The following is a 24532-nucleotide window of genomic DNA, read 5'->3' as shown; positions in this document are numbered from 1 at the left end:
ATGCAAACCTTCGTCTGGAATAACCTCAACACTGTTGAAAAGCAACAAACCCTTACCCGCCCGGCGATTTCCGCTTCAAATGAGATTAAAAGTGCGGTGGAAAATATCGTTAAATTTGTGCAACAGGACGGCGATAAGGCGTTGTTTGAACTCACGGAGAAATTCGATAAAACCAAACTCGACAGTTTGATTGTCACTCCACAACAAATTGCGGAGGCGACGGCGCGTATTCCTGAGTCGTTGAAGAAGGCGATTCAGAATGCCAAGCGCAATATCACTGCCTTTCACGAAGCACAGAAACCACAGGCGGTGGATATCGAAACCCAGCCCGGCGTGCGTTGTCAGGTGGTGACGCGCCCGATTAATCGTGTCGGTTTGTACATTCCGGGCGGTTCTGCGCCGTTATTTTCTACGGTGCTCATGCTTGCCATTCCGGCGAAAATCGCAGGTTGTAAGAAAATCGTACTTTGCTCGCCACCACCGATTGCGGATGAAATTCTTTACGCTGCCAATCTGTGTGGCGTGCAAACCATTTATGCGGTGGGCGGTGCGCAAGCGGTGGTGGCGATGGCGTTAGGTACGCAAAGCGTGGCGAAAGTGGATAAAATTTTCGGGCCGGGCAATGCCTTTGTGACGGAAGCCAAACGCCAAGTCAGCCAAATGATTAACGGCGCCAACATTGACATGCCGGCAGGGCCATCGGAAGTGTTGGTGATTGCCGATGAACAGGCGGATCCTGAATTCGTTGCTTCCGATTTGTTGTCACAGGCAGAACACGGCGCAGATTCGCAAGTGATTTTGGTCACACCGAGCGAAATGCTGGCAAAACAGACCGCACTTTGTGTGGAACAACAGCTTGCCCAACTGCCACGCGCGGAAATCGCCCGCAAGGCGTTGTCCCACAGTCGTATTCTGATTGCCGAAGATTTGGCGCAATGTGTCGCCATCAGCAATGAATATGCACCGGAACATTTAATCGTGCAAACGCAAAACGCCCGTGAATTATTACCGCTTTTAGACAACGCCGGCTCGATTTTCTTAGGCGCATATTCCCCTGAAAGTATGGGCGATTACGCCAGTGGCACCAACCACGTTATACCAACTTATGGCTACACCAAAACCTATTCCAGCCTTGGTTTAGCTGATTTCAGCAAACGAATGACCGTGCAAGAACTCACCCCGCAAGGCTTTAAAAATTTAGCCGAAACGGTGGAAGTGATGGCGGAAGCTGAGCAGTTGATGGCGCATAAAATGGCAGTGAGTTTGAGATTAGCAAAATTATCGTAAAAATTGACCGCTCTTTTTTCCCCTCGCCCGCTTGCTGGAGAGGGGAAAACATTAACAGGAAAACAATATGACAATCACAACATTATCCCGACAAAACGTGCAAGCGCTCACGCCCTATCAATCCGCCCGCAAACTCGGTGGCAACGGCACGATTTGGCTAAATGCGAACGAATATCCCATTTCGCCGACGTTTCAACTTTCGGGCAAAGATTTAAACCGCTACCCCGAACCGCAACCGCAGGCAGTGGTGCAAGGTTATGCCAATTATGCGGGTATACCGCCTGAAAATGTGTTGGTAACCCGTGGCGGTGATGAAGGCATTGAGTTGGTTATCCGTGCGTTTTGCGAACCGAACCAAGACGCCATTTTGTTCTGTCCGCCTACTTATGGCATGTACGCCGTGAGTGCCGAAACGGCAGGTGTGGCGTGTAAAACCGTGCCATTAACGGCAGATTTCCAACTGAATCTTGCCGAAATTAAACAGCAACTAGAGGGCGTGAAAGTCGTCTTTGTGTGTAGCCCAAACAACCCGACAGGCAATTTGCTGAAACGGTCGGATTTGCTGGAGCTTTTGCAGCTCACTGCCGGCAAAGCCATTGTGGTGGTGGATGAAGCCTACATCGAATTTTGCCCTCAAGCGACACTCGCAAAAGATCTGAAAAATTATCCTCACTTAGTCATTATCCGTACCCTCTCCAAAGCCTTTGCCTTGGCAGGATTGCGTTGCGGTTTTGTATTAGCCAATGCGGAGTTAATCCAAATTCTCAGTAAGGTGATCGCCCCTTATCCCATCCCGGTGCCAAGCGCCGACATCGCGGAACAAGCCTTGCAGGCGGAAAATATCGCCCTTGTGCAAGCCCGCGCACAGGAGATTTTAGCCAACCGCCAGTGGCTGGCAGATGCCTTAGCAGACTTGCCACAAGTGGAAAACGTGTACGACAGCGAAGCCAATTATTTGCTCATAAAATGCCAAGATGGCGAGCGCGTTTTCAAGGCGTTGTTGGAGCAAGGCATTATCCTGCGTGATCAAAACAAAGCGTTAAATTTGCAAAATTGCATTCGGATTACCGTGGGGACGAAGGAAGAATGCGAGAGCGTAGTAGGGGCAATTGGGCAAATCTAACGCTCCACGCCTAGGGTAACAAGTTACCCTAGGTTCGTTATAGCCGTACTCCTTTGGAGTACAAACCAGCTTGCCCCAAAGGGGCAGAATGATACGTAACCTAGGGTAGCTTTGCTACCCTAGGCAAGGAGAAAAATATGCAACCAACCCTTTTCATCGACCGCGACGGCACACTGATTGACGAACCAAAAACCGATTTTCAGATCGATAGTTTGGAAAAACTGAAATTTGAGCCGAACGTAATCCCTGCCTTGCTCAAGCTCAAAGGCAAATACCGTTTTGTGATGGTGTCCAATCAAGACGGGCTAGGCACGGATTCTTTCCTGCAAGAAGATTTCGACAAGCCGCATAATGCCATGATGGCGCTGTTTAAATCGCAGGGTATTGAATTTGACGATGTGCTGATTTGTCCGCACAAACCGGAAGATAACTGCGCCTGCCGCAAACCAAAAACCAAGTTACTGAAAAAATACATCCAAAAAAACTTGTTCGATCCTGACCGCTCTTTTGTGATCGGCGACCGTGCCACTGACGTACAGTTAGCGGAAAACCTCGGCATTCGTGCACTGCAATATCACCCTGAAAAATTAAACTGGGATCTGATCGCAGAAAAACTACTCGGCGAACCCGTCAGCAATATCGGCAACCGCCCACCTCGCTACGCGGAAGTCGCCCGCAAAACCAAAGAAACGGACATCAAGGTTCAAGTATGGCTGGACGAAACGGGCGTTAACCAAATCAGCACCGGCGTGGGCTTTTTTGACCACATGCTCGATCAAATCGCCACTCACGGCGGTTTCCGCATGAACGTCAGCTGTAAAGGCGACTTACATGTAGATGAACACCACACCGTGGAAGACACCGCTCTTGCCTTAGGTCAAGCATTAAAACAAGCCATCGGCGACAAACGCGGCATCGCCCGCTTCGGCTTCGTGTTGCCAATGGACGAATGCAAAGCGGAATGTGCCTTGGATTTATCCGGTCGCCCGTGGATTAAATTCGCTGCCCGCTTCAAACGGGACAAAGTGGGCGATTTCAGCACTGAACTTACCGAACACTTCTTTCAATCTCTCGCCTTCTCGCTACTCGCCACGCTTCACCTCAAAGCCACCGGCGACAACGACCACCACAAAATCGAGAGTTTGTTTAAGGTGTTTGGGCGGACGTTGAGACAGGCGATTCGCATTGAAGGGAATGAGTTGCCGAGCTCGAAGGGCGTGCTATGATTTGTAGATGAGATTTTAAACAAGCTTACAACAAATGCTAAAAAAGGATATAAAAATGAAACATCAAACATTTAAAATTTATAAATTAAATAAGAAAATTTCTAAAGACGGGTTTAAACAACTAGAGATTGGTGGAAAAATTAGTTTTCTTAAGGATGTTTTGTTAAAAAACTGTAGCTTTCTTGTGAATGAACGAGGAGAGTGGTTGCTTAATTTTTTTGCAGATAAATCCTACGAACAGAGTCTATTTATAAGTCAAGATGATTTAGATTTTAAAGTATATAGAAGGCTTACAACAGCCAGCATCATAATTAGTTCTAGTGAATTTAGTGATAATGATGCAGAAAAGTTATCCATGGCCATTCGTCAGTCAAAATCAATAAAAAGAAATGATTTCATAGAATATCCCTCTCATTATTCTCATATTGATGGTAGAGGACTTTCTTTTTTTTTCAAAAATTGATAATCAGCAAGATAACTTTTATAGGCAATTAATTTTATTGTCATTAGCTTATTCTTATCTTGGTGCTATTGAATTTATCACAAATAAATTAGCGGAAAAAGTAAGTTGCCAAGATTGTAATATTGATGAATTAAATAAACTTTATATTGAAGCGGCTAAATTTAATTCTGTATTTTTCTTTCATCAGCCAGTGTTAATAGATAAAGCAAGTTTGACTGAAATGTGGAAGGAAATAGATAAAATTCTCGAGGTGAATACATCATCAGATGAATTATTAGAACAGTTATCCAATGTTCATTATATTTTGAATTTAGATTCAGAAAATAAAAAAATTGAAAAAGAAAAAATACAGCATGCCAAACAAGAGAAATGGAACTTTGTATTTGCCATTATAGGGATTTTTATCGGAATCATTGAATTATTAAAGTAGAATGAACATGATCAACATCACCATCATCGATACCGGCTGCGCTAACCTCTCCTCCGTCGAATTTGCCTTTGACCGCTTGGGTTATCGCGCCGAAATTACGCGGGATATTCACAAAATCCAATCTGCCGATAAATTGCTGTTGCCCGGTGTGGGCACGGCGATGGCAGCGATACGGAATTTGCAGGAGCGCAAGCTAATTCATTGCATCCGCAACGCTACCCAACCGATGCTCGGTATTTGCTTGGGGATGCAGCTGATGACCGAATTTTCTACCGAAGGCAATGTGGCGACGCTCGGCTTAATGAGTGGGCAGACGGATCTTATCCCTGACAGCGGCTTGCCGTTGCCTCACATGGGCTGGAACAAGGTGCGTTACACGCCAGACCATCCGCTGTTTGCCGGCATTGAACAGGACAGCCATTTTTACTTCGTACACAGCTACGCCGTACAACCCAACGAAAACACAATTGCGACAAGCTGTTACGGCCTAGACGTCTCCGCCGCTATCGCCAACAAAAATTTCTACGGCGTGCAGTTCCACCCGGAACGATCGGGTAAAAATGGCGCGTTGTTGTTGAGAAATTTTGTGGAGAAGATTTGATTTTGCGATCGGGATCGGAAAGTTGAGATAGTGTGATTGCCGTTTCTTTCCGCCTAGGGTAACAAGTTACCCTAGGTTAAGCATAATTCTACCCTGTTAGGGTAGTAGTTAGAGGAAAGAATGAGTTATACACGTTTGTTTTATCATATTATTTTTCGAACTAAACACGGTGTTCATGCTATTAATGAGGAAAATGAACAGGTTTTATACCGTTATATTTGGGGATTTGTAAAGGAACATAGTTCTATTTTATATCGAATTAATGGGATGCCAGATCATCTTCATTTATTTGTAGAGCTACACCAAACAATTTCAGTTGCTGAATTTGTGCGTAAATTAAAGAAAGCAACACATCTATTTTTAGACGCAAATAAAGACTTATTTCCTGATTTTACAGCATGGTCTGTTGGATATTGTGCATTTATATTAAAAATCAAAAGGTACATCATCAGACAAGCGATTTTAAAAATGAAATGAAAACATTATTTCAAAATGAAGGAATTAAATTTAATCCCACGTTTTTTGAAGATAATCTATAACTGCCCTAACGGGGCAGAATCATGCCTAACCTAGGGTAACTGGTTACCCTAGGCACATAAGACAGCCCAACAGGAGGATAGAAAATATATGCAATCCATCATCATCCCTGCCCTCGATCTCATCGACGGGCACGTTGTCCGCCTGCACCAGGGCGATTATGCGCAGCAGACCACCTACAGCGACAATCCTATTGAGCAGTTTGCAAGCTATATTCAGCAAGGTGCGCAGCAGTTGCATTTGGTGGATTTAACCGGTGCGAAAGATCCGTCGAAAAGACAGACCGCACTTATCGGCAAGATTATCGCCGCCACGCAAAGCAACATTCAGGTGGGCGGTGGGATTCGTACTGAACAGGATGTTGCTGATTTGCTTGCGGTGGGCGCGAACCGCGTGGTGATTGGTTCTACGGCAGTGACACAACTGGATATGGTGCAAGGCTGGTTTACCAAATATGGTGCGGAGAAATTCGTGTTGGCGCTAGACGTGCGCATTGAAAATGGGCAGGAATTGGTGGCGATTAAAGGTTGGCAGGAAACCAGCACGCTGACCCTAGAAAACGTCGTGGAAAACTACCGCACTTTTGGCTTGCAACATGTGCTTTGCACCGACATTTCCCGCGACGGCACGTTGGCAGGTTCCAATGTGCAGCTTTATCGTGAAGTGTGCGCTAAGTTCCCGGATGTGCAGTTCCAGTCTTCCGGCGGCATCGGTTCGTTGGCGGATATCGACGCTCTCAAAGCCACAGGCGTGGCAGGCATAATTGTGGGGCGCGCGTTGTTAGAAGGAAAATTTAATGTAGCGGAGGCAATCGAATGTTGGCAAAACGGATAATTCCTTGTTTGGACGTACGCGACGGGCAGGTGGTGAAAGGCGTGCAGTTTCGTAATCATGAAATCATCGGCGACATCGTGCCGCTGGCGCAACGTTATGCACAAGAAGGCGCGGATGAGCTGGTGTTCTATGACATTACCGCCTCTTCGGACGGTCGCACTGTGGATAAAAGCTGGGTGGAACGCGTGGCGCAAGTCATCGACATTCCGTTCTGCGTAGCGGGCGGCATTAAAACCATCGCGGACGCGGAACAGATTTTTGCTTTCGGCGCAGATAAAATCTCCATCAATTCTCCTGCCCTTGCCGACCCTGATTTGATTTCCCGCTTGGCGGATCGTTTTGGCGTGCAGGCCATCGTGGTGGGCATTGACAGCTGGTTTGAGCAGGAAACGGGCAAATATTGGGTGAACCAATACACCGGCGATGAAAAACGCACCCGCCAAACCAATTGGCAGTTGTTAGATTGGGTGGCAGAAGTGCAACAACGCGGCGCGGGTGAAATTGTATTGAATATGATGAACCAAGACGGTGTGCGCAACGGTTATGATTTAGCGCAACTGAAACTGGTGCGCCAAACTTGCCATGTTCCGCTTATTGCCTCCGGCGGCGCGGGCGAAATGGTGCATTTCCGCGATGCTTTTATTGACGCCAATGTGGACGGTGCTTTAGCCGCAAGCGTGTTCCATAAGCAGATTATTAATATCGGCGGATTGAAGGATTATTTGGCACGGGAAGGCGTGGAAGTACGGCGGTAACACAAAAAAGTGCAGTCATTTTTGGGCGTGTTTTTGGTGTTATGTAGTAAAGGCGAACGATGGCGCGCGTTTCCTAACGCGTGCCGAAATAAATAAGAAAAAGTAAGTTACAAGCACCCGTTGGGAAACCACAACTGTTCGAAACCTGAGAAAAAGGTAAAATCACCTTATTAACAGAGAGAGGTGAGCGATGAAACTCAGAGAAATCTTAAGCTATATTCCGAAAGAACAGTTAAGAATGTTTGCATTGGAATATCAAGTTGACCGTCAAGTGAAAAAATTAAGCGGTGAAGTGATGTTTTATTTACTGCTATTTTCATCATTAAATGTACGACATAACAGCTTAAGAACATTAGAGCAATTTTACAGTTCTCCGACCTTTACCGGATTATTTGATAAACCGATAAAGCATGCAAAATATAATTCGATTGGCGACCGATTAAGAACCATTAATGCGGATTATTTTAAAGCAATTTTCGAGTCAGTATTAAGTCGATATAGTGACAGTTATTTAAAACCGAAAGATAACATTATCGCTTTTGATTCCACAATCGTGACGCTTTCAAGTAAGTTATTAAAAACGGGAATGAAAGTGGGGAGCTATCAGGGAGTAAACGGAATCAAGTTCAGTGTGGCGTTTTCGAGCGTACCGGTAAAATCAAAACTGTTTACGCAACGGGTTTATTCCTCGGAAGATGTTGCGCTCAAAGAGCTGATTGTAGAATGTCCGTTGAGCCGGGATAATATCTTATTGTTTGATATGGGAATTCAGTCAAGAAATACGTTTGATGAATTTACCGATAAACATTTTACCTTTGTGACCCGGATTCGTGAGATAGCGCGTTATCGGGTCATGAGTGAAAATCCGGTAGAAATCCGGGAGACGGCAAGTATGGTTATACAATCGGATTATAATGTCAGATTATTTAATAAGGAAAATAAAGAAACCCGACATATTTTTCGATTAATTATCGCGAGATTAAAAGAGAAGGATGAAGAGATTTACTTTCTGACAAACCATGCGGATTATTCGGCAACGGAAATAGCTGAGTTATATAAGAGACGTTGGGAAATCGAAGTTTTTTTCAAATTTATTAAGCAACATTTAGACTTCAGCCATTTACTTTCACGTAATGAAAATGGCATGAAAGTGGAGATGTATATGACGTTAATTACGGCGATTTTATTAATTGTTTATAAGAAAGAGAACGGTTTATCCGGTTATAAGATGGCGAAGTTAAAATTAGCCATTGAAATTGAAAGTCTTTTAATTAAAGAGATAGTTTTAATTTGTGGCGGAGACCCAAGCGGGGTTGACCGTCTTTGGGTTCCAAGTTAAGGTTTCGAACAGCTGTGGTTGGGAAACGGGCGCTATCCGTGGTCAGATATTTTTAAGAATAACTAAGGTAACTCAATGATATTAGAACAATTAATAAGAAGTGAGACGTTCTTTTTAATATTAATTTTTATAGGCATTGCTTTTTTATTAACCATTCTAAAAGAATTATTAAGAAAGCAAAGAAGAAGGACCAAGAAAACATATCGTTATGTTGAACCATCAATAGCAGATAGGCATGTAACAATAAATTCAAATACTTTTTCCAGTCCAAGCCTGGGGGTTGTTGCTAACGCCGAATTTCGTCGTAAGTTACTCTTGAATAAAAGTGAATATCGCTTGTTTACTCGATTGATTTCCTTATTAGAAAAATCTCATCAGGAACAGAAATATCGTTTATTTTCACAAGTGGCTATGGGCGAATTTGTTCAAAGTGAAAATTCAGAGGCATTTCGTTTGGTTAATAACAAACGTGTCGATTTTTTAATTACGGATAAATTTGGTAATCCGGTCGTTGTGATTGAATATCAAGGAGGCGGACATTATCAAAATAATGCTATTGAACGTGACGCTATTAAAAAAGAAGCCTGTCGAAAAGCTAGAATTGAATATATTGAATTTCCACAAAAATATGACGAATTACATTTTGAACGAATATCACACGTTTTAAATTTAGAATTTAATAGAAAGAGGGAAAAATAATGTTAGAAATCAACTGGCAAAAAATCAATAACCTCCTCCCCGTTATCGTACAACACGCGACGACGTGCGAAGTGCTGATGCTCGGGTATATGAATCCGGAGGCGCTAGAGAAAACCTTGGCGGAGAAGAAAGTGACGTTCTTTTCCCGTACGAAGAATCGCCTGTGGACGAAAGGGGAAACCTCGGGCAATTTCTTACATGTGGTGGATATGAGTTTGGATTGTGATCAGGATGCGTTGTTGATTTTGGCGGATCCTGTCGGGCCGACTTGCCACACGGGAACGGAAAGCTGTTTTAGTCAGTTGCAAAATGAACCGAATTGGATCTTTTTCAGTAAATTGGAAAAACTGCTGAAGGCACGTAAAGGGGCAGATCCGGAAACTTCTTACACGGCGCAATTATATGCGCGCGGCACGAAACGCATTGCGCAGAAAGTGGGCGAAGAAGGCGTGGAAACAGCGTTGGCGGCGACTGTGAAAGATCGTAATGAAACTATTTGTGAAGCGGCGGACTTGGCATATCACTTGACGGTGTTATTGCAAGATGCGGACTTAAGCTGGGCGGATGTGATTGGTAAATTGAAAGAGCGTCACGCAAAATAGTGCTCGTAGGCAATAAAAAACCACCTTTCGGTGGTTTTTTATTTGGGCTTAATAATAAGAATGTTCGCCGCGTTGGTGTTCCGTCACATCTCTTGCGCCTTTTAATTCATCCGGGAAGAGGCTGATTAATTGTTTTTCCACACCATCTTTCAAGGTGACATCCACCATGGAGCAACCGTTGCAACCACCACCGAATTGTAGAATCGCATAGCCGTCATCGGTGATTTCCAATAACGTGATTTTACCGCCGTGGCTTGCCAATTGCGGGTTGATTTGAGTTTGAATGACATATTCCACACGTTCGATTAACGGCGCGTCATCAGCCACTTTGCGCATTTTAGCGTTTGGCGCTTTTAAGGTGAGTTGTGCACCTAATTCTTCCGTGACATAGTCGATTTCTGCCTCTTCCAAGAACGGCAAACTGATTTCATCCACAAAGGCGGAAAATCCGGTAAATTTGATTTCCGTATCGCTGGCTTCTACAGAATTCGGCGGGCAGTAAGATACGCCACATTCGGCACTTGGGGTGCCCGGGTTGACGACGAAAATACGAATATTGGTTCCTTCTTCTTGTTGCTCAAGGAGACGACGAAAATGGGCTTGTGCAGCCTCTGAAATAGATATTTGTTGCATGAAAAAAAAGCTCCCCACAAACTTGATTGATTTTGTCGGGCATGATACGCCTTGTGCGTTTTTTTTTCTACCTTTTGCTGCAATAAATTCGGTTTTTCTTGCCTGCATTTTTAGGTTCGTGCCAAGCCCCATACTTGAATGTGTTCCACGTGCATTTTGCGTAATTGCTTGGCGATTTCGTTAAGGGTGGAACCGGTAGTAATGACATCATCCACCAACGCTATACGACGATAGCGCCGCTGTTTCCCTTTTGGAGTTAGTTGAAAGGCATTTTTCAGGTTTTGACGCCGATCTTTTGCGCTTAAACCACGTTGGGTCGGCGTACGTTTAGTGCGGCGCAACACATCGTTGGCATAGGGAATGCGCAACCATTTTGCCAGTTGGCGTGCCAATAAATCCGCCTGATTATAACCCCGTTGCCATTGACGAAAATGATGTAATGGCACCGGAATAATCGCGTCGGGAATCATTAACCCGTGGGTGCGGCGGGCATTGCGAACGGCTAAATACAATAAACGAGCCAGCGTGCGGTCAAGCCAAAATTGTTTTTGAAATTTAAAGCGATGAATCAGCGTGGAAAGCGGTTCGTTGTAACGCCCGATAATCACCATGCGATCCCATGTCGGTTCCTGCTGTAAACAGTTGCCGCAGTGTAAGGCGTTTTCCATCAGTTCCGCACCACAACAACCGCAATAAGGAAAGCGCCGAATGCTTCGGTTGCAACGGCTACATAAGCCATGTTTGGCAAGTTTAAGGGGCGCGTGGCAATGCACGCAATTGGATTGAAAAACGTTCACGAAAACAACAGCACTTTATGAAGAGAAAACAGGCTCATCATAAAGTGCGGTACTTTTTTTCGTTGTTTTTTTAGCCCGATTTTAGGATCCGCCTCGCAAAAATGCTAAAATTAGGCAACATTTCTGCCGGATGTTGAATTTAAAGAGAAGAGAAAAAGTATGACAATCCCGAATTATCGCGACCAAATCAAAGTGGTCTTTTTTGATATTGATAACACGTTGTTTATGAAACAACGTGATTTCCTGCCGGCGACGGTGCCTGTGTTTATGCGCAAGTTAAAAGAGAACGGCATTATTCCTGCTATTGCCACAGGGCGCACCCGCTGTGCTTTTCCGCATAAATTGAATCAGGTGATTGAGCAGGAAGGCATTGATTTGTTTGTGACCATGAACGGGCAAATGGCAAGTTATCGTGGGCAAGTGATTGAGAAACATGTTATTCCAACAGAAAAAATTCGCCATTTGGTGCATTTTTTTGAGCAACATAATATGCCTTTTGCATTTGTGTCGGATCATACGGTAGCGGTTTCGGAGCGGAATTCCGTGGTGCAGTTCGCCATGGATCCGATATTGAAAGATTACATCGTCGATAAAGCCTTTTTTGAAGGAAACGATATTGGGCAAGTGTTGCCCTTTTATCGCGCAGATCGTGATGAATTTGTGCAAAATTCAGGCATATTGGATGGTTTGCGCGTGGTGCGTTGGCATGAAGACTCCGTGGATTTATTTGATGCGGAAGGCTCAAAAGCCCGTGGTATTCAAGCCGTGGTGAAACATTTGGGGTTGCAAATGGACAATGTGATGGCGTTCGGTGATCAATTAAACGATTTGGAAATGTTAAGCACTGTTGGCGTAGGGGTCGCCATGGGCAACGGTCATGAAAAACTCAAAGCGATTGCCGATCATGTGGTGGAACCGCTTGAACAAGATGGCATTTATCGGTTTTTACTCAAAGCCGGATTAATTCACGAATAATATTAATAACGCGCCGAAAAGCGCGTTATTTTTTATGGTACTAATCAATGGCATAGCCTTGCGGCGGTAAACGGTTTCCGTCTAAATAGGCGTGATTGTCAATTAACCTCAGCCTTCCTTCAACAAACCACTTAATGACCAACGGGTAAAACCGAATTTCCTGCTCTTTCACCCGATCTTCAATGTCCGTGATGTTATCTTCGGGGAAAATGGGTACTTTGGCTTGTAATACAATGGCGCCGCCATCTATTTTTTCATTCACAAAATGAATGGTCATGCCGTGTTCCGTCTCGCCTGCTTCCATAGCGCGTTGATAAGTATGCAACCCTGAGTATTTCGGCAATAAGGAAGGGTGAATATTGAGAATTTTTCCCGCAAAGCGGTGGGTAAATTCTGAGCTAAGAATTTTCATGTAGCCGGCAAGCACGATTAAATCTGCGCCGAGATTGTCTATTTCATCACCAATATGGCGATCCATGTCGAGGTTGTTGGCGTAGTCGCTACGCAAAAAAGTGCGGTGAAAAATACCCGCACTTTTCGCCCGCTGTAGCCCAAAGGCATCGGATTTATTGCTGAATACGCCTACGATTTCGGCGTTGATATAACTTGATTTACAGGCATCAATAAGAGCTTGTAAATTCATGCCATGGCCGGAAATAAGAACAACGATCTTCTTCATTAACGAATAACAACTTGTTCTTTATCGTCTTGGGTAAGATGTTGGATTTCACCAATGACCCAGGCTTTCTCACCCGCTTGTTGTAACAGACCAAGGGCGGTTTCCACATCTGCTTTCGGTAATGCCACAATCATGCCTACGCCGCAGTTAAACGTGCGGTACATTTCGTGGTCGGTGATGTTGCCATGCTGCTGCAACCAATCGAAGGCTGCCGGCCATTGCCAACTGTTTTCATCAATGACTGCTTTTACGCTGTTTGGCAATACGCGCGGGATATTTTCCCAGAAACCGCCGCCGGTTAAGTGGGCGATAGCGTGAACGTCAACGTGTTTGATCAGTTGTAAAATCGATTTCACATAAATCTTCGTTGGCGCCAACAAGTGATCCGCTAAAGAACGACCGTCTAGTTGTGCCTCGGCAGGATTTACGCCGGCAACATCAATGACTTTACGAATTAACGAATAACCGTTGGAATGCGGCCCGCTGGACCCTAGGGCGATTAACGCATCGCCGACTTTGACTTGGCTGCCGTCAATGATTTCAGATTTTTCCACCACGCCTACACAGAAACCGGCCAAGTCGTAATCGCCTTGGTGATACATACCCGGCATTTCAGCCGTTTCACCGCCAACCAAGGCACAGCCTGATTGTTCACAGCCGTTGGCAATGCCTTTAATCACGCTGGCGGCGACATTCACGTCTAATTTACCGGTGGCGTAATAATCCAGGAAGAACAATGGTTCGGCACCTTGCACCACCAAGTCGTTTACGCACATGGCGACAAGATCAACACCAATGCTGTCGTGACGATTTAAATCAATCGCTAAACGTAATTTTGTGCCGACGCCATCGGTGCCGGACACCAAAATCGGCTCTTTATATTTAGCCGGAATTGCACATAAGGCACCAAATCCGCCTAAGCCGCCGATGACTTCAGGGCGGGTAGTCCGTTTGACTTCAGGTTTGATACGTTCGACTAACTCGTTACCGGCATTGATATCCACACCGGCGTCTTTGTAACTTAAGGATGGTGTACTCACGATGGTTTCCCGTTGATTTATGAAAATAAAATGAATTAGGGCGCCATTGTACACGCTTACGCAATCGTTTGCGAGGTGCTAAGAGGATTTTTCTCCAAAGGCGTGCTTTCAATTAGCTATTAGATGGAAATTGTGACAAAATGAAACACATAGGAACAGTTCGGAATAAAAAGGAGTCTGCTATGAAAAAAACGATCGCTATTTTAACCGCACTTTTACTGGCTGCCTGCACCTCCTCCTCTTCAATTAAACCTGCGACTGCGCAAACTCATGCAAAAGCGCCGGAAGAAGTCTCCATCACGCCGCCGAAGAAAACCAAAGCAGGTTTCTTACAACTTATGCCCGGCATTTTTTATTATGTTGACGTGGATTCCATTTGGGTTGATGACAAAGATAAACGCCTTGTGCATTTTGATGTGGTGATTAATTTAGATAAAGGGCTGTATGTGTTTAAAGAACACCCGAAACTTTACGCGAAATCTATCCGTCAATATAAAACCTTAAATTGCGAGAATTTTGCGTTTACTCACGCGCGGAGCGATTTTTATGCCGATTTCTGGGGCGATGGCATTCGCACCACCTCCAAACGCCAAGCTCAGCACACCATTACGCTACAACCGCAATCTTCGTTGTATATCCTTGGTCAAGTGATATGCGCCAACGTGCATCATCGGAAGTAGGAAAAGAAAAAGTGCGGTAGATTTTGACCGCACTTTCTATCATCGAGATAACAAAAAAGCCATTTAGCATTCACTAAATGGCTTTCGTTTTTATGTTTTATTGTTTTGCCACAATCTTGCCGTCAACATAATCCACGGTAATCGGTTTTTCCGGTAGCAAACTGCCGGAAAGGATTTGTTGCGCTAACGGGTTCTCAATTTCTTGTTGAATCGCACGTTTTAACGGACGCGCGCCGTAAATCGGGTCATAGCCGATTTCGCTGATGAAATTGAGGGTGGCGTCAGTAAAGTGCAACACATAGCCTCGGCTTTCCATGCGGTTGATTAAGCGTTTTAACTGAATTTCCGCAATGGCGCGAATGTTGTCTTTATTCAACGGATGGAACACCACGGTTTCGTCAATTCGGTTAATAAATTCCGGACGGAAATGTTGGCTCACCACAGACATCACTAACGCTTTCATGTCGTCGTAACTTTCTTCTTGGTTGCCTTGAATCAAATCGGAACCCAAGTTAGACGTCATGATTACCACCGTATTGCGGAAATCCACAGTTCTGCCTTGTCCGTCGGTTAAACGGCCGTCATCCAACACTTGCAACAAGATGTTGAATACATCGTGGTGCGCTTTTTCCACTTCGTCGAGCAAAATCACGGAATACGGGCGACGACGCACAGCCTCGGTTAAATAACCGCCTTCTTCATAGCCCACGTAGCCCGGAGGTGCACCGACCAAGCGGGATACACTGTGTTTTTCCATGAATTCGGACATGTCGATACGCACCATAGCATCTTCGCTATCAAACAAGAATTTCGCCAAGGTTTTGCACAATTCTGTTTTACCCACACCGGTTGGCCCAAGGAACAAGAAGGAACCAATCGGGCGATTAGGATCGGAAAGACCGGCACGGCTACGACGAATGGCATTCGCCACAGCATCCACGGCTTCGTTTTGCCCGATAACCCGTTTGTGTAATTCTTCTTCCATGCGCAAGAGTTTTTCTTTTTCGCCTTCCATCATTTTGGAGACCGGAATGCCGGTGGCACGGGAAAGCACTTCAGCAATTTCCTCGTCGGTAACACGATAGCGTAATAGGCTCATTTCTTTGCCTTCCGCACCTTCTGCTGCCGCTAATTGTTTTTCCAATTCCGGAATTTTACCGTATTGCAATTCGGACATTTTGCTCAAATCACCGGCACGACGGGCTTGTTCCATTTGGGTACGGGCATTTTCCAATTCAGCTTTAATGTGTTGAGTACCTGAAAGGGCAGCTTTTTCAGATTTCCACACTTCTTCTAATTCAGCGTATTCCCGTTCTTTTTCCGCTAATTCTTTTTCTAACATCTCCAAGCGTTTGCGGCTGGCATCGTCATCTTCTTTTTGTAACGCCTGTTGTTCCAATTTGAGTTGGATAATACGGCGATCCAAGCGATCTAACGGCTGTGGTTTGGAGTCGATTTCCATCCGAATGCTAGAAGCCGCTTCGTCGATTAAATCGATGGCTTTATCCGGTAACTGGCGATCGGAAATGTAACGATGAGACAATGTTGCCGCTGCCACGATAGCCGGGTCGGTAATTTGCACGTGGTGATGGATTTCATAACGTTCTTTTAAGCCACGCAAAATAGCAATGGTATCTTCCACGCTTGGTTCTCCCACGAACACTTTTTGGAAACGACGTTCAAGTGCCGCGTCTTTTTCAATGTATTGGCGGTATTCGTCTAACGTGGTGGCGCCCACACAATGCAATTCGCCACGCGCCAAACTTGGTTTTAACAAGTTGCCCGCATCCATGGCGCCGTCGGTTTTACCCGCACCCACCATGGTGTGAATTTCATCAATAAATAAAATGACACGGCCTTCTTCCTGCGCTAATTCTTTCAATACGGCTTTCAGGCGTTCTTCAAATTCGCCGCGATATTTTGCCCCGGCGATTAATGCACCCATATCAAGTGAAAGCACGCGTTTATTTTTCAAGCCTTCCGGCACTTCGCCGTTCACAATACGCTGTGCCAACCCTTCCACAATGGCAGTTTTACCCACGCCCGGTTCACCGATAAGCACCGGGTTGTTTTTGGTGCGGCGTTGCAATACTTGAATGGTGCGGCGAATTTCTTCATCACGCCCAATCACCGGATCCAATTTGCCACTTTCCGCACGGGCGGTTAAGTCGATAGTATATTTTTCTAAGGCTTGGCGGCTTTCTTCCGCGTTTTGATCATTCACGTTTTGTCCCCCACGAATATGATCGATGGCTTGTAAAATTTGTTCTTTTTTCGCACCGCACTTTTTCAGTATCTCACTGACGGTGCCTTTTTCTTCTAAGGCGGCAAGTAAAAAGAGTTCGGAGGAAATAAATTTATCCTGCCGTTGTTGTGCCAATTTATCGCATAAATTCAAGATGTTAAGCAACTGACGGGAAAGTTGTACATCACCGCCATTGCCGGACACTTGCGGAAGTTTGGCAAGTTCGTTGTTGAGTTCATTGCGCAACACGGCAACGTTCACGCCGCTTGCGGTTAAAATCGGCGCCACGGAGCCGTCTTGTTGATTTAACAACGCGCTCAATAAATGTACCGGTTCAATAAATTGATTATCTTTGCCAATCGCCAAAGATTGCGCTTCAGCAATGGCTTGTTGGAATTTGGTCGTAAATTTTTCAATATTCATAGTATTTCCTTCTTCGTTCCATAGATGTTCTGTTGAACATTTGTTCGCCAAATTTAAATAAGATCGTTTTGAGTAATTTCAAGGGAAGAAAAAATAATTTTTTAATTTTCTCTATTAATATTTTATTTTTGATAGGTTTTGCTTTTGGTGAACTTTTGCCGCGTAATTTTTTCTAATCACAAGATTTGCCGTTAAAGTGCGGTCGTTTTTAAACTTGTTTTTTTAATTTATCAAAGGAAGAAAAAATGAAACCATTAAAATCTCTGCTTGCTTTAGCCGTCGCCATGACAGTATCCACAACCGTATTGGCGGAAGAAAGTGTGTTATCGGATGTGAAAAATAATGCCAAAGCTGCGTGGCAAACGGTGAAGACCGAAGCTAAAGATGTTGGTGGCCAAGTGAAAGAGGGCGCCATTAAAGTGAAAGATGGGGCAGTGGAAGTTAAAGACAAAGTTGCCAATAAAATGAAATCGGCAAAAGAGGCAACGAAAGAGACCTTTACAGAAGCCAAAGACACCACTAAAGAAAAATTCGCTGAAGCCAAAGATGCGACCAAGGAAAAATTTACCGAAGCCAAAGATGTGACGAAAGAGAAATTTTCTGAAGGTAAGAAAGCGGTAAAACGCCAATTTAAAAATGAACAGCCGGCGCAAGTTGAAGAAAAATCGACCGTAAAAGAGGGTGCCAAATCGACTGCAACCCGTAGCAAAAAAGTAGATATTAACAGTGCCGATGCGGCAACGTTGCAAAGCCTGTCCGGCATTGGTGAGGTAAAAGCCAAAGCGATTATTGAATATCGTGAGAAAAACGGCAAAATCAAAAACTTGGAAGAGTTATCCTAGGTACCGGGTGTAGGCGACTCCACCTTAGAAAAAATTAAACCGCATGTTCGATTTAATTAAGATTACCAAGAAAAACAAAGGGCTGTGTGAACAGCCCTTTGTTTTTATATGCTCTGTAAGAACAAAAAGTGCGGTGGGAATTTTCGTTAAATTTAACCCACCACTTTTGGTAGAACACCGGATTCCATCAGGAAAAGAATGGCGATAATTAAGAGGCCGACGATCAAGGCAAGCACCAGCATGAGATTGCCGCCGGCTACGCGATAGGGCAGATCTTTGTATTGTTGTCTGGTTCGCCATGCCAAGCCGATAGGTAAAATGAGACAGTAGAAGGCACACAATAAACCGGCGTAGCCTAGGGCGGCGATAAATCCGTTCGGGTAGAACAACGCGAAGATTAGCGGCGGAATGAAGGTGGTAGCGGTGAGGCTAAGACGATTCGCCGGGATTTTTGTCCGTTTGAATAAGTCATTTAAGCCTTCAAATAAACCGAGTGCCACGCCTAAAAAGGAGGTGATTAAGGCAAGCGAATAAAACACTGGAAGAATGCTACTTAACATATCACTGCTGGTTAACGTTTTGGTGGCGTTAATTAAGCCGGTGATGCTTGGGTTTTCTTTTAAAATGGCAATAAATTCATTTTGACTGAAGATGCCGTGAGTGGCTAATTGCCATAATAGGTAAGCGCAAAGCGGAATGGCGGTACCGATAATAATCGCCATTCTGAAGCGTTTAACATCGCCATCCAAATAATTATTAATGCTGCCCATGACCACGTGGAAACCGTAAGAGGTGAAAAACACCGGACCGGCAGACAAAATTAACGCATAATCTAAAGGCATTTCCATGAGATTTGCCGGTGCAATTTTCGGCAACATCATGGCGAGCACTAAAATGAACACCAAAATTTTGCCTGAAAACAGTAAGCGGGTAATACCGTCCACGCCTTTGGTGCCGATGACCACAAAGGCGCCTAAAAGAATGGTAAAAATCAAAATAGAGGCTTTTAAATTGGCATCGCCTTCGCCGAAGAAGTTTTCCGGTAAGGCACTGGCTAAGACTTCACCACCGCCGGTCATGTAGGCCGCAGATAAGGCATAAAGTAAGATAAATAAAGACACCGTTGAGATGATGCGCCCCGGAATGCCGAAGTATTTTTCTGTTAAGGTGGCTACGCCGTCATCTTTGCGTTTGGCGGTTTGGTACACTTCAACAAAAAGCAGTCCGCTGTAGGCAAGAAGTAACCAAAGTCCGATTAATAATGCGGCGGTGAAACCAAAACCGATCCCGGCCGAAGTAAGCGGCATCGCCAACATCCCGGCACCAATGGCGGTTCCTGCAATGATTAAGGCGCTACCTAGTGTTTTATTTTTTAATAACATAAGCTAATTCCAAAAAAAGTGAAGGCGCATTATCGCATAAAATCACCTGAGATTAAGGATTTTATACGAAAGTGCGGTTGAATTTTTAGGTGTTTTTGAGCGTTTATAATGCTCTGTCATCCACGCCGACATAAAGATAACGACCGGCTTCGTCGCATAGACTGCGAAAACCGACGTTGATAATTTGATAATGATGTTTGGATCCTGCGTAATCAAAATTCTCATGGTGGTGGCCATGGTAAATTTGTTGTACGCCCATTTTTTCCGCCAGTTGATTAATCACCTCAAAGCCGGTTGGATGTGGTTTTGGCGCTTCGTGACAAATTAAAATATCCGCTTGTTGAGTTTCCAACGCTTCAATATCTGATGGGAAAATCGAGGTGCGATGCCGCAACGGCGCGCCACCCCGCCAAATTCTTTCCTGAGAACAATATTGGCAATAATGGATGGGATCAAAAAACATCGGTTTATTCGGTGGCATCCAAATTTGTCCGCGAAAGACACCGCCTAAACCGGCAATCCGTTTACCTTGAATGTTCTGCACCCGTCCATGCAAGTTGCGATGCTTCCATTCTGTCCCCCATAAGGATTCAAACGCCGCCGTCGTTTTGCTGTCGTGATTGCCGTGAATGAACCACAAATCAGCGAGCTGAGCGAGCTTTTCCAACGGTTCGGGCGTTGTGAGTTGCAAATCACCAAGTATCACCAAGGCAATATCCTTGTGGGCTTGCAAAAATGGGTAAAGGTGGTCAAAACTGCCGTGGGGATCGCCCGCAAATAAAATCATAGTTCCTCTATTTTATTTAGAAAATAGAATGCGGATGGTCGCTGTTTAATTCCGGTAAATCTTCTTCGTTTAGAATTTTTTCAACGATCGCTTTTACTTGGTTATAACGCTCCAAATAACTCGGTGATTCAATTTCAATGTAAGGCACATTGTATTTATCGAGCAATTTTTTCAATAGTTGTTGGAAACGTTGGCGTTGTTTTTGGCTACCCAAGCTACGCAAACCGTCATCTACCCATTGCGTATTGTTGTTGAGCAAAATGGTGACATCGAAAGGATATTCTTTAATCATGGAATCCAAAAACGGATGGGCTTTGCCTTCATATTGAATACAGAAGGCTTGCGTGGTGATGAAATCCGTATCGATAATGGCGACTTTGTGAGCGTGACGCACAGCATAGTCAATGTAACGTTGATGCCCTAATGCCATTTGCGGATAATCGGAATATTGCATTGCCTGCTCGTTGCCACCCAGTTGTTCAAACACGAATTCACGGCCATATTCCCATGCGGATGTGGTATTAAATACGGTGGCTAATTTGTTGACCAGAACGCTTTTCCCGCTGCTTTCGCCACCTAAAATTGCAATGGTTTTGGCGAAGAACGGGCGCACTTCTTTCGGGATAAATTTCCAATAATGGAAAGGGTGATTACGAATTTTTGTCGCGGAGACATTAAAGAATTCCCGTTTAGGATCCACTAAAGAGACTTCCAGATTTAAATATTTTTCGTAAGGCGCTTTATCTTGCACTTCACTGCTGAAGACTACGCTTGGCGTAAAGCCTTTTTCTTTGAATAACTCTTTTACCCGACTTGCCCATTCCGGCCAACCGTTAGGGTAGCTGGTGATGCCATCTTCTACCAAATGATGAATAAAAATATGATCTTTTTGATATTTGAAAATTTGTTGCATCCAGCGTAAACGATCTTGCACCGTTGGCATCCGTTTCATTTTGCTATCATAAAACAGTTTCAAATCCCGCTCCGTGTCGCTACACACAATAACGTGCACTTCATCCACTTTACTGAAGGCTTCATAAATCATATTAATGTGACCTGTGTGGACAGGGTAAAATTTGCCGAAAATAACACCAATTTTTTTGTTATTCGGTTCGTGAATTTGTAGCACACGATGTAGCGCGGTTAATTTTGTGGCGCTGGGATTCTTAATTTTTCCGCTCACCAACTGATTGAAATAAGCACGGGTAATATTGGCCTGTTGGCAAATATCATTCACTTTAAGATTAAGCTTCTTACGTTTTTCTTGTAAGTATTGGAAAGTTGACATACTTATTCCTCATTTTAGGTGGGATTGAAACTAAAGTGCGGTCGAAAAATACGGCGTTTTTCTTCTTTGCCGAGACGGAATCTTTTTATTGTGCTTTTTCGCCAAGCAGTTCCTCAACGCGCTTTTCCAGTGCCGTCAATTTCTCGCGTGTACGCATTAACACTTGGGTTTGCACGTCAAATTCTTCTCGGATCACAATATCCAATTTTGACAATTGCGCCTGTAAAACTTGTTTTACTTTCGCTTCGGCATCTTGGCCTAAGTCTTTAATCCCTTTAGGTAAATTATCTTGAATTTGTTGTATGATATGCTCTATTTTTTTCGGATTTAGCATAAATGCCTCACTTTGATTTCAATTAATCCTATTTCCCTTTTTTCACCCAATAACGAAAGGGCGGTTGTGTGGTTTCGCTATGTAGCAAGGTATGATCCATAAACTGACAGAAACTTGGAATATCACGGGTTGTTGCAGGGTCGTCGGCTAACATCAAAAGCACATCACCGTCTTGCAGATGTCGAATGTGCTTACGAATCAACATTACCGGCTCAGGGCAGCGTAGGCCAATGGTATCAAGTGTTTGTGTGATTTTTATATTATCCATTTTTGTTATTTGTTACGAAAAGTTACGGTTTATAATACAATAAAGTGTGATACAAAATCAGCAAAATTCGGAAAATGGCTACACAATATGATTTTCAAACCATAAAAAGTGCGGTCATAAAAAAACAGCGTTTTTGAATATTGTTTTGTCGTTCTCTCCAATGAGGATAACATTAACAAAGAATGAATAGAGAGATTATTTAGTGCATATTTTATCTATTTTACGTATTGTCGGAATTTTAGTGATGTGCTTTTCATGCACCATGTTATTGCCGGCATTTGTGGCGTTGCTTTACGGTGATGGCGGCGGTAAGGCCTTTATCCAGTCCTTTGTCATGAGTGCCATCGCCGGTGCGATTTTATGGTGGGCATGTCATCACCACAAAGAAGAGTTACGTTCGCGCGAGGGGTTCTTGATCGTTGTTGCTTTCTGGGTTGTGATGGGCAGTCTAGGGGCGATCCCATTCCTTTTATTTGAGGCCCCTGATTTAACCATTTCTTCCGCATTTTTTGAGTCTTTTTCCGGTTTAACGACGACCGGTGCTACTACAATCATAGGATTGGATCAGTTGCCTAAAGCGATTTTATTCTATCGCCAGTTATTGCAGTGGCTAGGCGGCATGGGGATCATTGTACTCGCGGTGGCGATTATTCCATTGTTGGGGATTGGCGGGATGTCGCTGTATCGCGCAGAAATTTCCGGGCCGGTAAAAGAAAATAAAATGCGTCCACGGATTACCGAGACCGCGAAAACATTGTGGTTTATTTATGCGTCATTAACTACACTATGTGCTCTAGCCTATTGGTTCGCAGGAATGTCGCCGTTTGATGCGATTAGTCACAGTTTCTCTACGGTTTCTATCGGCGGATTTTCTACTCACGATAATAGCATGGCCTATTTCAATAGCTCAGCCGTTAACCTAATTACGATTGTATTTTTACTTATCTCCGCTTGTAACTACGCCTTACATTTTAATGCGTTTTCTCAACTTGGTAAGCGTAATATTCTGTCAAGTTATTTTCGTGACCCGGAATTTCGTTTCTTTATTTTTATTCAGTCGATCTTAGTGGTGGTGTGCTTCGTCATATTGCTTACCAATCATCATTTTAATGATACTTTGCAAAGTTTAGAGCATGCTGCCTTCCAATCGGTTTCTATTTCCAGTACGGCAGGCTACACCACATCAAGTTTTGACCAGTGGCCGGTATTTTTACCAATTCTGCTAGTATTTGCTTCTTTTATTGGTGGTTGTGCAGGTTCTACCGGCGGGGGATTAAAAGTTATACGCATACTTGTCCTTTATTTACAAGGAAAGCGGGAATTGAATCGCTTGATTCACCCTAATTTGGTTTATCCTATAAAGTTAGGCAAACGGGTACTAGACGAACGGGTGATTCAGAGTATTTGGGCGTTTTTCTCTGCCTATTTACTAGTCTTTGTTATTTGTTTATTAGGTGTGATTAGCTGTGGGGTTGAGACCTTCGATGCATTTAACGCAGTTATTGCATGTTTAAATAATGTAGGTCCCGCATTGGGTAGTGTGAGTAGCAACTTCGTGAGCATTCCTGATGAAGCCAAATGGATTCTCACGCTTGCCATGGTATGCGGACGGTTAGAAATTTTTTCATTATTAGTGCTATTTACGCCGGCTTTTTGGAAATCATAATGAAAACGCTTATTTTATATTCAAGTCATGATGGGCAAACTAAGAAAATTGCTGCCTATATTGCGGAAATTATCAAAGAAAATGTTGATGTTAAATCAATTAGCGATGTGGTTAATCTTCAAGATTATGATCGTATTATTATTGGTGCATCAATTCGTTACGGGCATTTCAATAAACAACTTTATAAAATGTTGGAAAAACACACCGCACTTTTAAATCAAAAGATTACCGCTTTTTTTGGTGTCAATTTAACTGCTCGCAAACCGGAAAAATCCACACCGGAAACTAACGTCTATGTGCGTAAATTTTTACAACGAATCACTTGGCAACCAACGATTTCTGCGGTTTTTGCCGGTGCGTTGTTTTACCCGCGCTATACGTTTTTGGATCGTGTAATGATCCAATTTATTATGCGAATAATGGGTGGGGAAACGGATCCGAAAAAAGAGATCGAGTATACCGACTGGCAAAAAGTGCGGTCGTTTTCAGAAACGTTTTTGATCTTGAAATAAGCAAATTGTATTTTTTCTAAGCTATCAGACATTTTTTTGAAAAATTCACTTGATCCTTTGGATCTAATCCCTATAATACGCCTCC

General features: G+C 43.9%; 26 protein-coding genes and 1 pseudogene. 17 read left to right on the top strand and 10 right to left on the bottom strand.

Annotated features, from left to right (window positions below; translation table 11 throughout):
- From hisD to hisIE, 12 genes and pseudogenes are all read left to right on the top strand, one after another.
- Nucleotides 1-1287: a histidinol dehydrogenase gene (gene hisD / locus EL144_RS01450; protein WP_005704407.1), complete on the top strand. Its 1287-nt coding sequence runs from the start codon at nucleotides 1-3 to the stop codon at nucleotides 1285-1287.
- Between the two features lie 67 nt (nucleotides 1288-1354).
- Nucleotides 1355-2410: a histidinol-phosphate transaminase gene (hisC, locus tag EL144_RS01445; protein ID WP_005704408.1), complete on the top strand. Its 1056-nt coding sequence runs from the start codon at nucleotides 1355-1357 to the stop codon at nucleotides 2408-2410.
- Between the two features lie 137 nt (nucleotides 2411-2547).
- Nucleotides 2548-3636 carry a bifunctional histidinol-phosphatase/imidazoleglycerol-phosphate dehydratase HisB gene (gene hisB, locus EL144_RS01440; protein WP_005704409.1) on the top strand — a complete coding sequence of 363 codons (1089 nt, stop codon included), beginning with the start codon at nucleotides 2548-2550 and terminating at the stop codon, nucleotides 3634-3636.
- A gap of 55 nt (nucleotides 3637-3691) precedes the next feature.
- Nucleotides 3692-4099 (top strand): hypothetical protein, encoded by a 408-nt coding sequence (locus EL144_RS11455; RefSeq protein WP_232010637.1) that lies wholly within the window; start codon nucleotides 3692-3694, stop codon nucleotides 4097-4099.
- A 37-nt stretch (nucleotides 4100-4136) separates the two neighbouring features.
- A complete protein-coding gene (locus EL144_RS11450) occupies nucleotides 4137-4529 on the top strand; it encodes a hypothetical protein (protein ID WP_012771826.1) in 393 nt (130 codons plus the stop codon).
- Nucleotides 4530-4536: 7 nt separating this feature from the next.
- Nucleotides 4537-5130, top strand: a complete 594-nt coding sequence (gene hisH, locus EL144_RS01430; protein WP_005704411.1) for an imidazole glycerol phosphate synthase subunit HisH — start codon at nucleotides 4537-4539, stop codon at nucleotides 5128-5130.
- Between the two features lie 120 nt (nucleotides 5131-5250).
- Nucleotides 5251-5669, top strand: a pseudogene (locus EL144_RS01425) (transposase).
- Nucleotides 5670-5757: 88 nt separating this feature from the next.
- On the top strand, nucleotides 5758-6501 hold the full coding sequence (hisA, locus tag EL144_RS01420) for a 1-(5-phosphoribosyl)-5-[(5-phosphoribosylamino)methylideneamino]imidazole-4-carboxamide isomerase (protein ID WP_005704413.1): 744 nt from the start codon (nucleotides 5758-5760) through the stop codon (nucleotides 6499-6501).
- A complete protein-coding gene (hisF, locus tag EL144_RS01415; protein ID WP_005704414.1) occupies nucleotides 6483-7256 on the top strand; it encodes an imidazole glycerol phosphate synthase subunit HisF in 774 nt (257 codons plus the stop codon). Before hisA ends, hisF begins: the two co-directional genes overlap by 19 nt.
- A gap of 190 nt (nucleotides 7257-7446) precedes the next feature.
- A complete protein-coding gene (locus EL144_RS01410; RefSeq protein ID WP_005704768.1) occupies nucleotides 7447-8595 on the top strand; it encodes an IS4 family transposase in 1149 nt (382 codons plus the stop codon).
- Between the two features lie 75 nt (nucleotides 8596-8670).
- The gene (locus EL144_RS01405; RefSeq protein ID WP_005704739.1) at nucleotides 8671-9294 is read left to right on the top strand and encodes a DUF2726 domain-containing protein; all 624 of its coding nucleotides are present in this window, start codon (nucleotides 8671-8673) and stop codon (nucleotides 9292-9294) included.
- Nucleotides 9294-9896 carry a bifunctional phosphoribosyl-AMP cyclohydrolase/phosphoribosyl-ATP diphosphatase HisIE gene (hisIE, locus tag EL144_RS01400; RefSeq protein WP_005704737.1) on the top strand — a complete coding sequence of 201 codons (603 nt, stop codon included), beginning with the start codon at nucleotides 9294-9296 and terminating at the stop codon, nucleotides 9894-9896. The genes EL144_RS01405 and hisIE overlap by 1 nt, the downstream gene beginning before the upstream one ends.
- A gap of 48 nt (nucleotides 9897-9944) precedes the next feature.
- On the opposite strand, the gene nfuA is transcribed toward hisIE, so the two are convergent.
- Nucleotides 9945-10529 (bottom strand): Fe-S biogenesis protein NfuA, encoded by a 585-nt coding sequence (gene nfuA / locus EL144_RS01395; protein WP_032995366.1) that lies wholly within the window; start codon nucleotides 10527-10529, stop codon nucleotides 9945-9947.
- Between the two features lie 110 nt (nucleotides 10530-10639).
- Nucleotides 10640-11326, bottom strand: a complete 687-nt coding sequence (locus EL144_RS01390) for a DNA utilization protein GntX (protein WP_050332923.1) — start codon at nucleotides 11324-11326, stop codon at nucleotides 10640-10642.
- Nucleotides 11327-11485: 159 nt separating this feature from the next.
- On the opposite strand from EL144_RS01390, the gene EL144_RS01385 reads away from it, so the two are divergent.
- Complete coding sequence (locus tag EL144_RS01385; RefSeq protein WP_005704731.1) at nucleotides 11486-12301, top strand: Cof-type HAD-IIB family hydrolase; 816 nt, start codon at nucleotides 11486-11488, stop codon at nucleotides 12299-12301.
- Between the two features lie 40 nt (nucleotides 12302-12341).
- Here EL144_RS01385 and purN read toward each other — a convergent pair whose 3' ends face one another.
- Nucleotides 12342-12980, bottom strand: a complete 639-nt coding sequence (purN, locus tag EL144_RS01380; RefSeq protein ID WP_005704730.1) for a phosphoribosylglycinamide formyltransferase — start codon at nucleotides 12978-12980, stop codon at nucleotides 12342-12344.
- Nucleotides 12980-14020, bottom strand: coding sequence for a phosphoribosylformylglycinamidine cyclo-ligase (gene purM / locus EL144_RS01375; protein WP_032995365.1), 1041 nt, complete (start codon nucleotides 14018-14020; stop codon nucleotides 12980-12982). Before purM ends, purN begins: the two co-directional genes overlap by 1 nt.
- 182 nt (nucleotides 14021-14202) lie before the next feature.
- On the opposite strand from purM, the gene EL144_RS01370 reads away from it, so the two are divergent.
- Complete coding sequence (locus EL144_RS01370; RefSeq protein ID WP_005704727.1) at nucleotides 14203-14700, top strand: surface-adhesin E family protein; 498 nt, start codon at nucleotides 14203-14205, stop codon at nucleotides 14698-14700.
- Between the two features lie 97 nt (nucleotides 14701-14797).
- On the opposite strand, the gene clpB is transcribed toward EL144_RS01370, so the two are convergent.
- Complete coding sequence (clpB, locus tag EL144_RS01365) at nucleotides 14798-17368, bottom strand: ATP-dependent chaperone ClpB (RefSeq protein WP_050332921.1); 2571 nt, start codon at nucleotides 17366-17368, stop codon at nucleotides 14798-14800.
- A 245-nt stretch (nucleotides 17369-17613) separates the two neighbouring features.
- On the opposite strand from clpB, the gene EL144_RS01360 reads away from it, so the two are divergent.
- On the top strand, nucleotides 17614-18210 hold the full coding sequence (locus tag EL144_RS01360) for a ComEA family DNA-binding protein (protein ID WP_005704724.1): 597 nt from the start codon (nucleotides 17614-17616) through the stop codon (nucleotides 18208-18210).
- Between the two features lie 152 nt (nucleotides 18211-18362).
- Here the strand turns inward: EL144_RS01360 and EL144_RS01355 are convergent, their stop codons facing one another.
- The 5 genes from EL144_RS01355 to tusA all read right to left on the bottom strand — a co-directional run bounded on the left by EL144_RS01355 (nucleotide 18363) and on the right by tusA (nucleotide 22269).
- The gene (locus EL144_RS01355; protein ID WP_005704722.1) at nucleotides 18363-19592 is read right to left on the bottom strand and encodes an aromatic amino acid transporter; all 1230 of its coding nucleotides are present in this window, start codon (nucleotides 19590-19592) and stop codon (nucleotides 18363-18365) included.
- Between the two features lie 103 nt (nucleotides 19593-19695).
- The gene (locus tag EL144_RS01350; protein ID WP_005704720.1) at nucleotides 19696-20379 is read right to left on the bottom strand and encodes a metallophosphoesterase family protein; all 684 of its coding nucleotides are present in this window, start codon (nucleotides 20377-20379) and stop codon (nucleotides 19696-19698) included.
- A gap of 16 nt (nucleotides 20380-20395) precedes the next feature.
- Nucleotides 20396-21667, bottom strand: coding sequence for a multifunctional transcriptional regulator/nicotinamide-nucleotide adenylyltransferase/ribosylnicotinamide kinase NadR (gene nadR, locus EL144_RS01345; protein WP_005704718.1), 1272 nt, complete (start codon nucleotides 21665-21667; stop codon nucleotides 20396-20398).
- A gap of 85 nt (nucleotides 21668-21752) precedes the next feature.
- Nucleotides 21753-22001, bottom strand: coding sequence for a ubiquinone biosynthesis accessory factor UbiK (gene ubiK, locus EL144_RS01340; protein ID WP_005704717.1), 249 nt, complete (start codon nucleotides 21999-22001; stop codon nucleotides 21753-21755).
- A 28-nt stretch (nucleotides 22002-22029) separates the two neighbouring features.
- Entirely contained in the window at nucleotides 22030-22269 is a 240-nt protein-coding gene (gene tusA, locus EL144_RS01335) for a sulfurtransferase TusA (RefSeq protein ID WP_005704716.1), read from the bottom strand.
- A 202-nt stretch (nucleotides 22270-22471) separates the two neighbouring features.
- Between tusA and EL144_RS01325 the strand changes: the two genes are divergently transcribed.
- Complete coding sequence (locus EL144_RS01325) at nucleotides 22472-23935, top strand: TrkH family potassium uptake protein (protein ID WP_005704715.1); 1464 nt, start codon at nucleotides 22472-22474, stop codon at nucleotides 23933-23935.
- Nucleotides 23935-24447, top strand: a complete 513-nt coding sequence (gene hemG, locus EL144_RS01320; protein ID WP_005704714.1) for a menaquinone-dependent protoporphyrinogen IX dehydrogenase — start codon at nucleotides 23935-23937, stop codon at nucleotides 24445-24447. The genes EL144_RS01325 and hemG overlap by 1 nt, the downstream gene beginning before the upstream one ends.
- The last annotated feature ends 85 nt before the right edge of the window (nucleotides 24448-24532 follow it).

Origin of the sequence: Aggregatibacter aphrophilus ATCC 33389 (genome assembly GCF_900636915.1) — a bacterium.
Taxonomy (GTDB): Bacteria; Pseudomonadota; Gammaproteobacteria; order Enterobacterales; family Pasteurellaceae; genus Aggregatibacter; species Aggregatibacter aphrophilus.
Note: the sequence above shows the minus strand (reverse complement) of the source record. Positions and strands in the feature narration are given on the sequence as shown.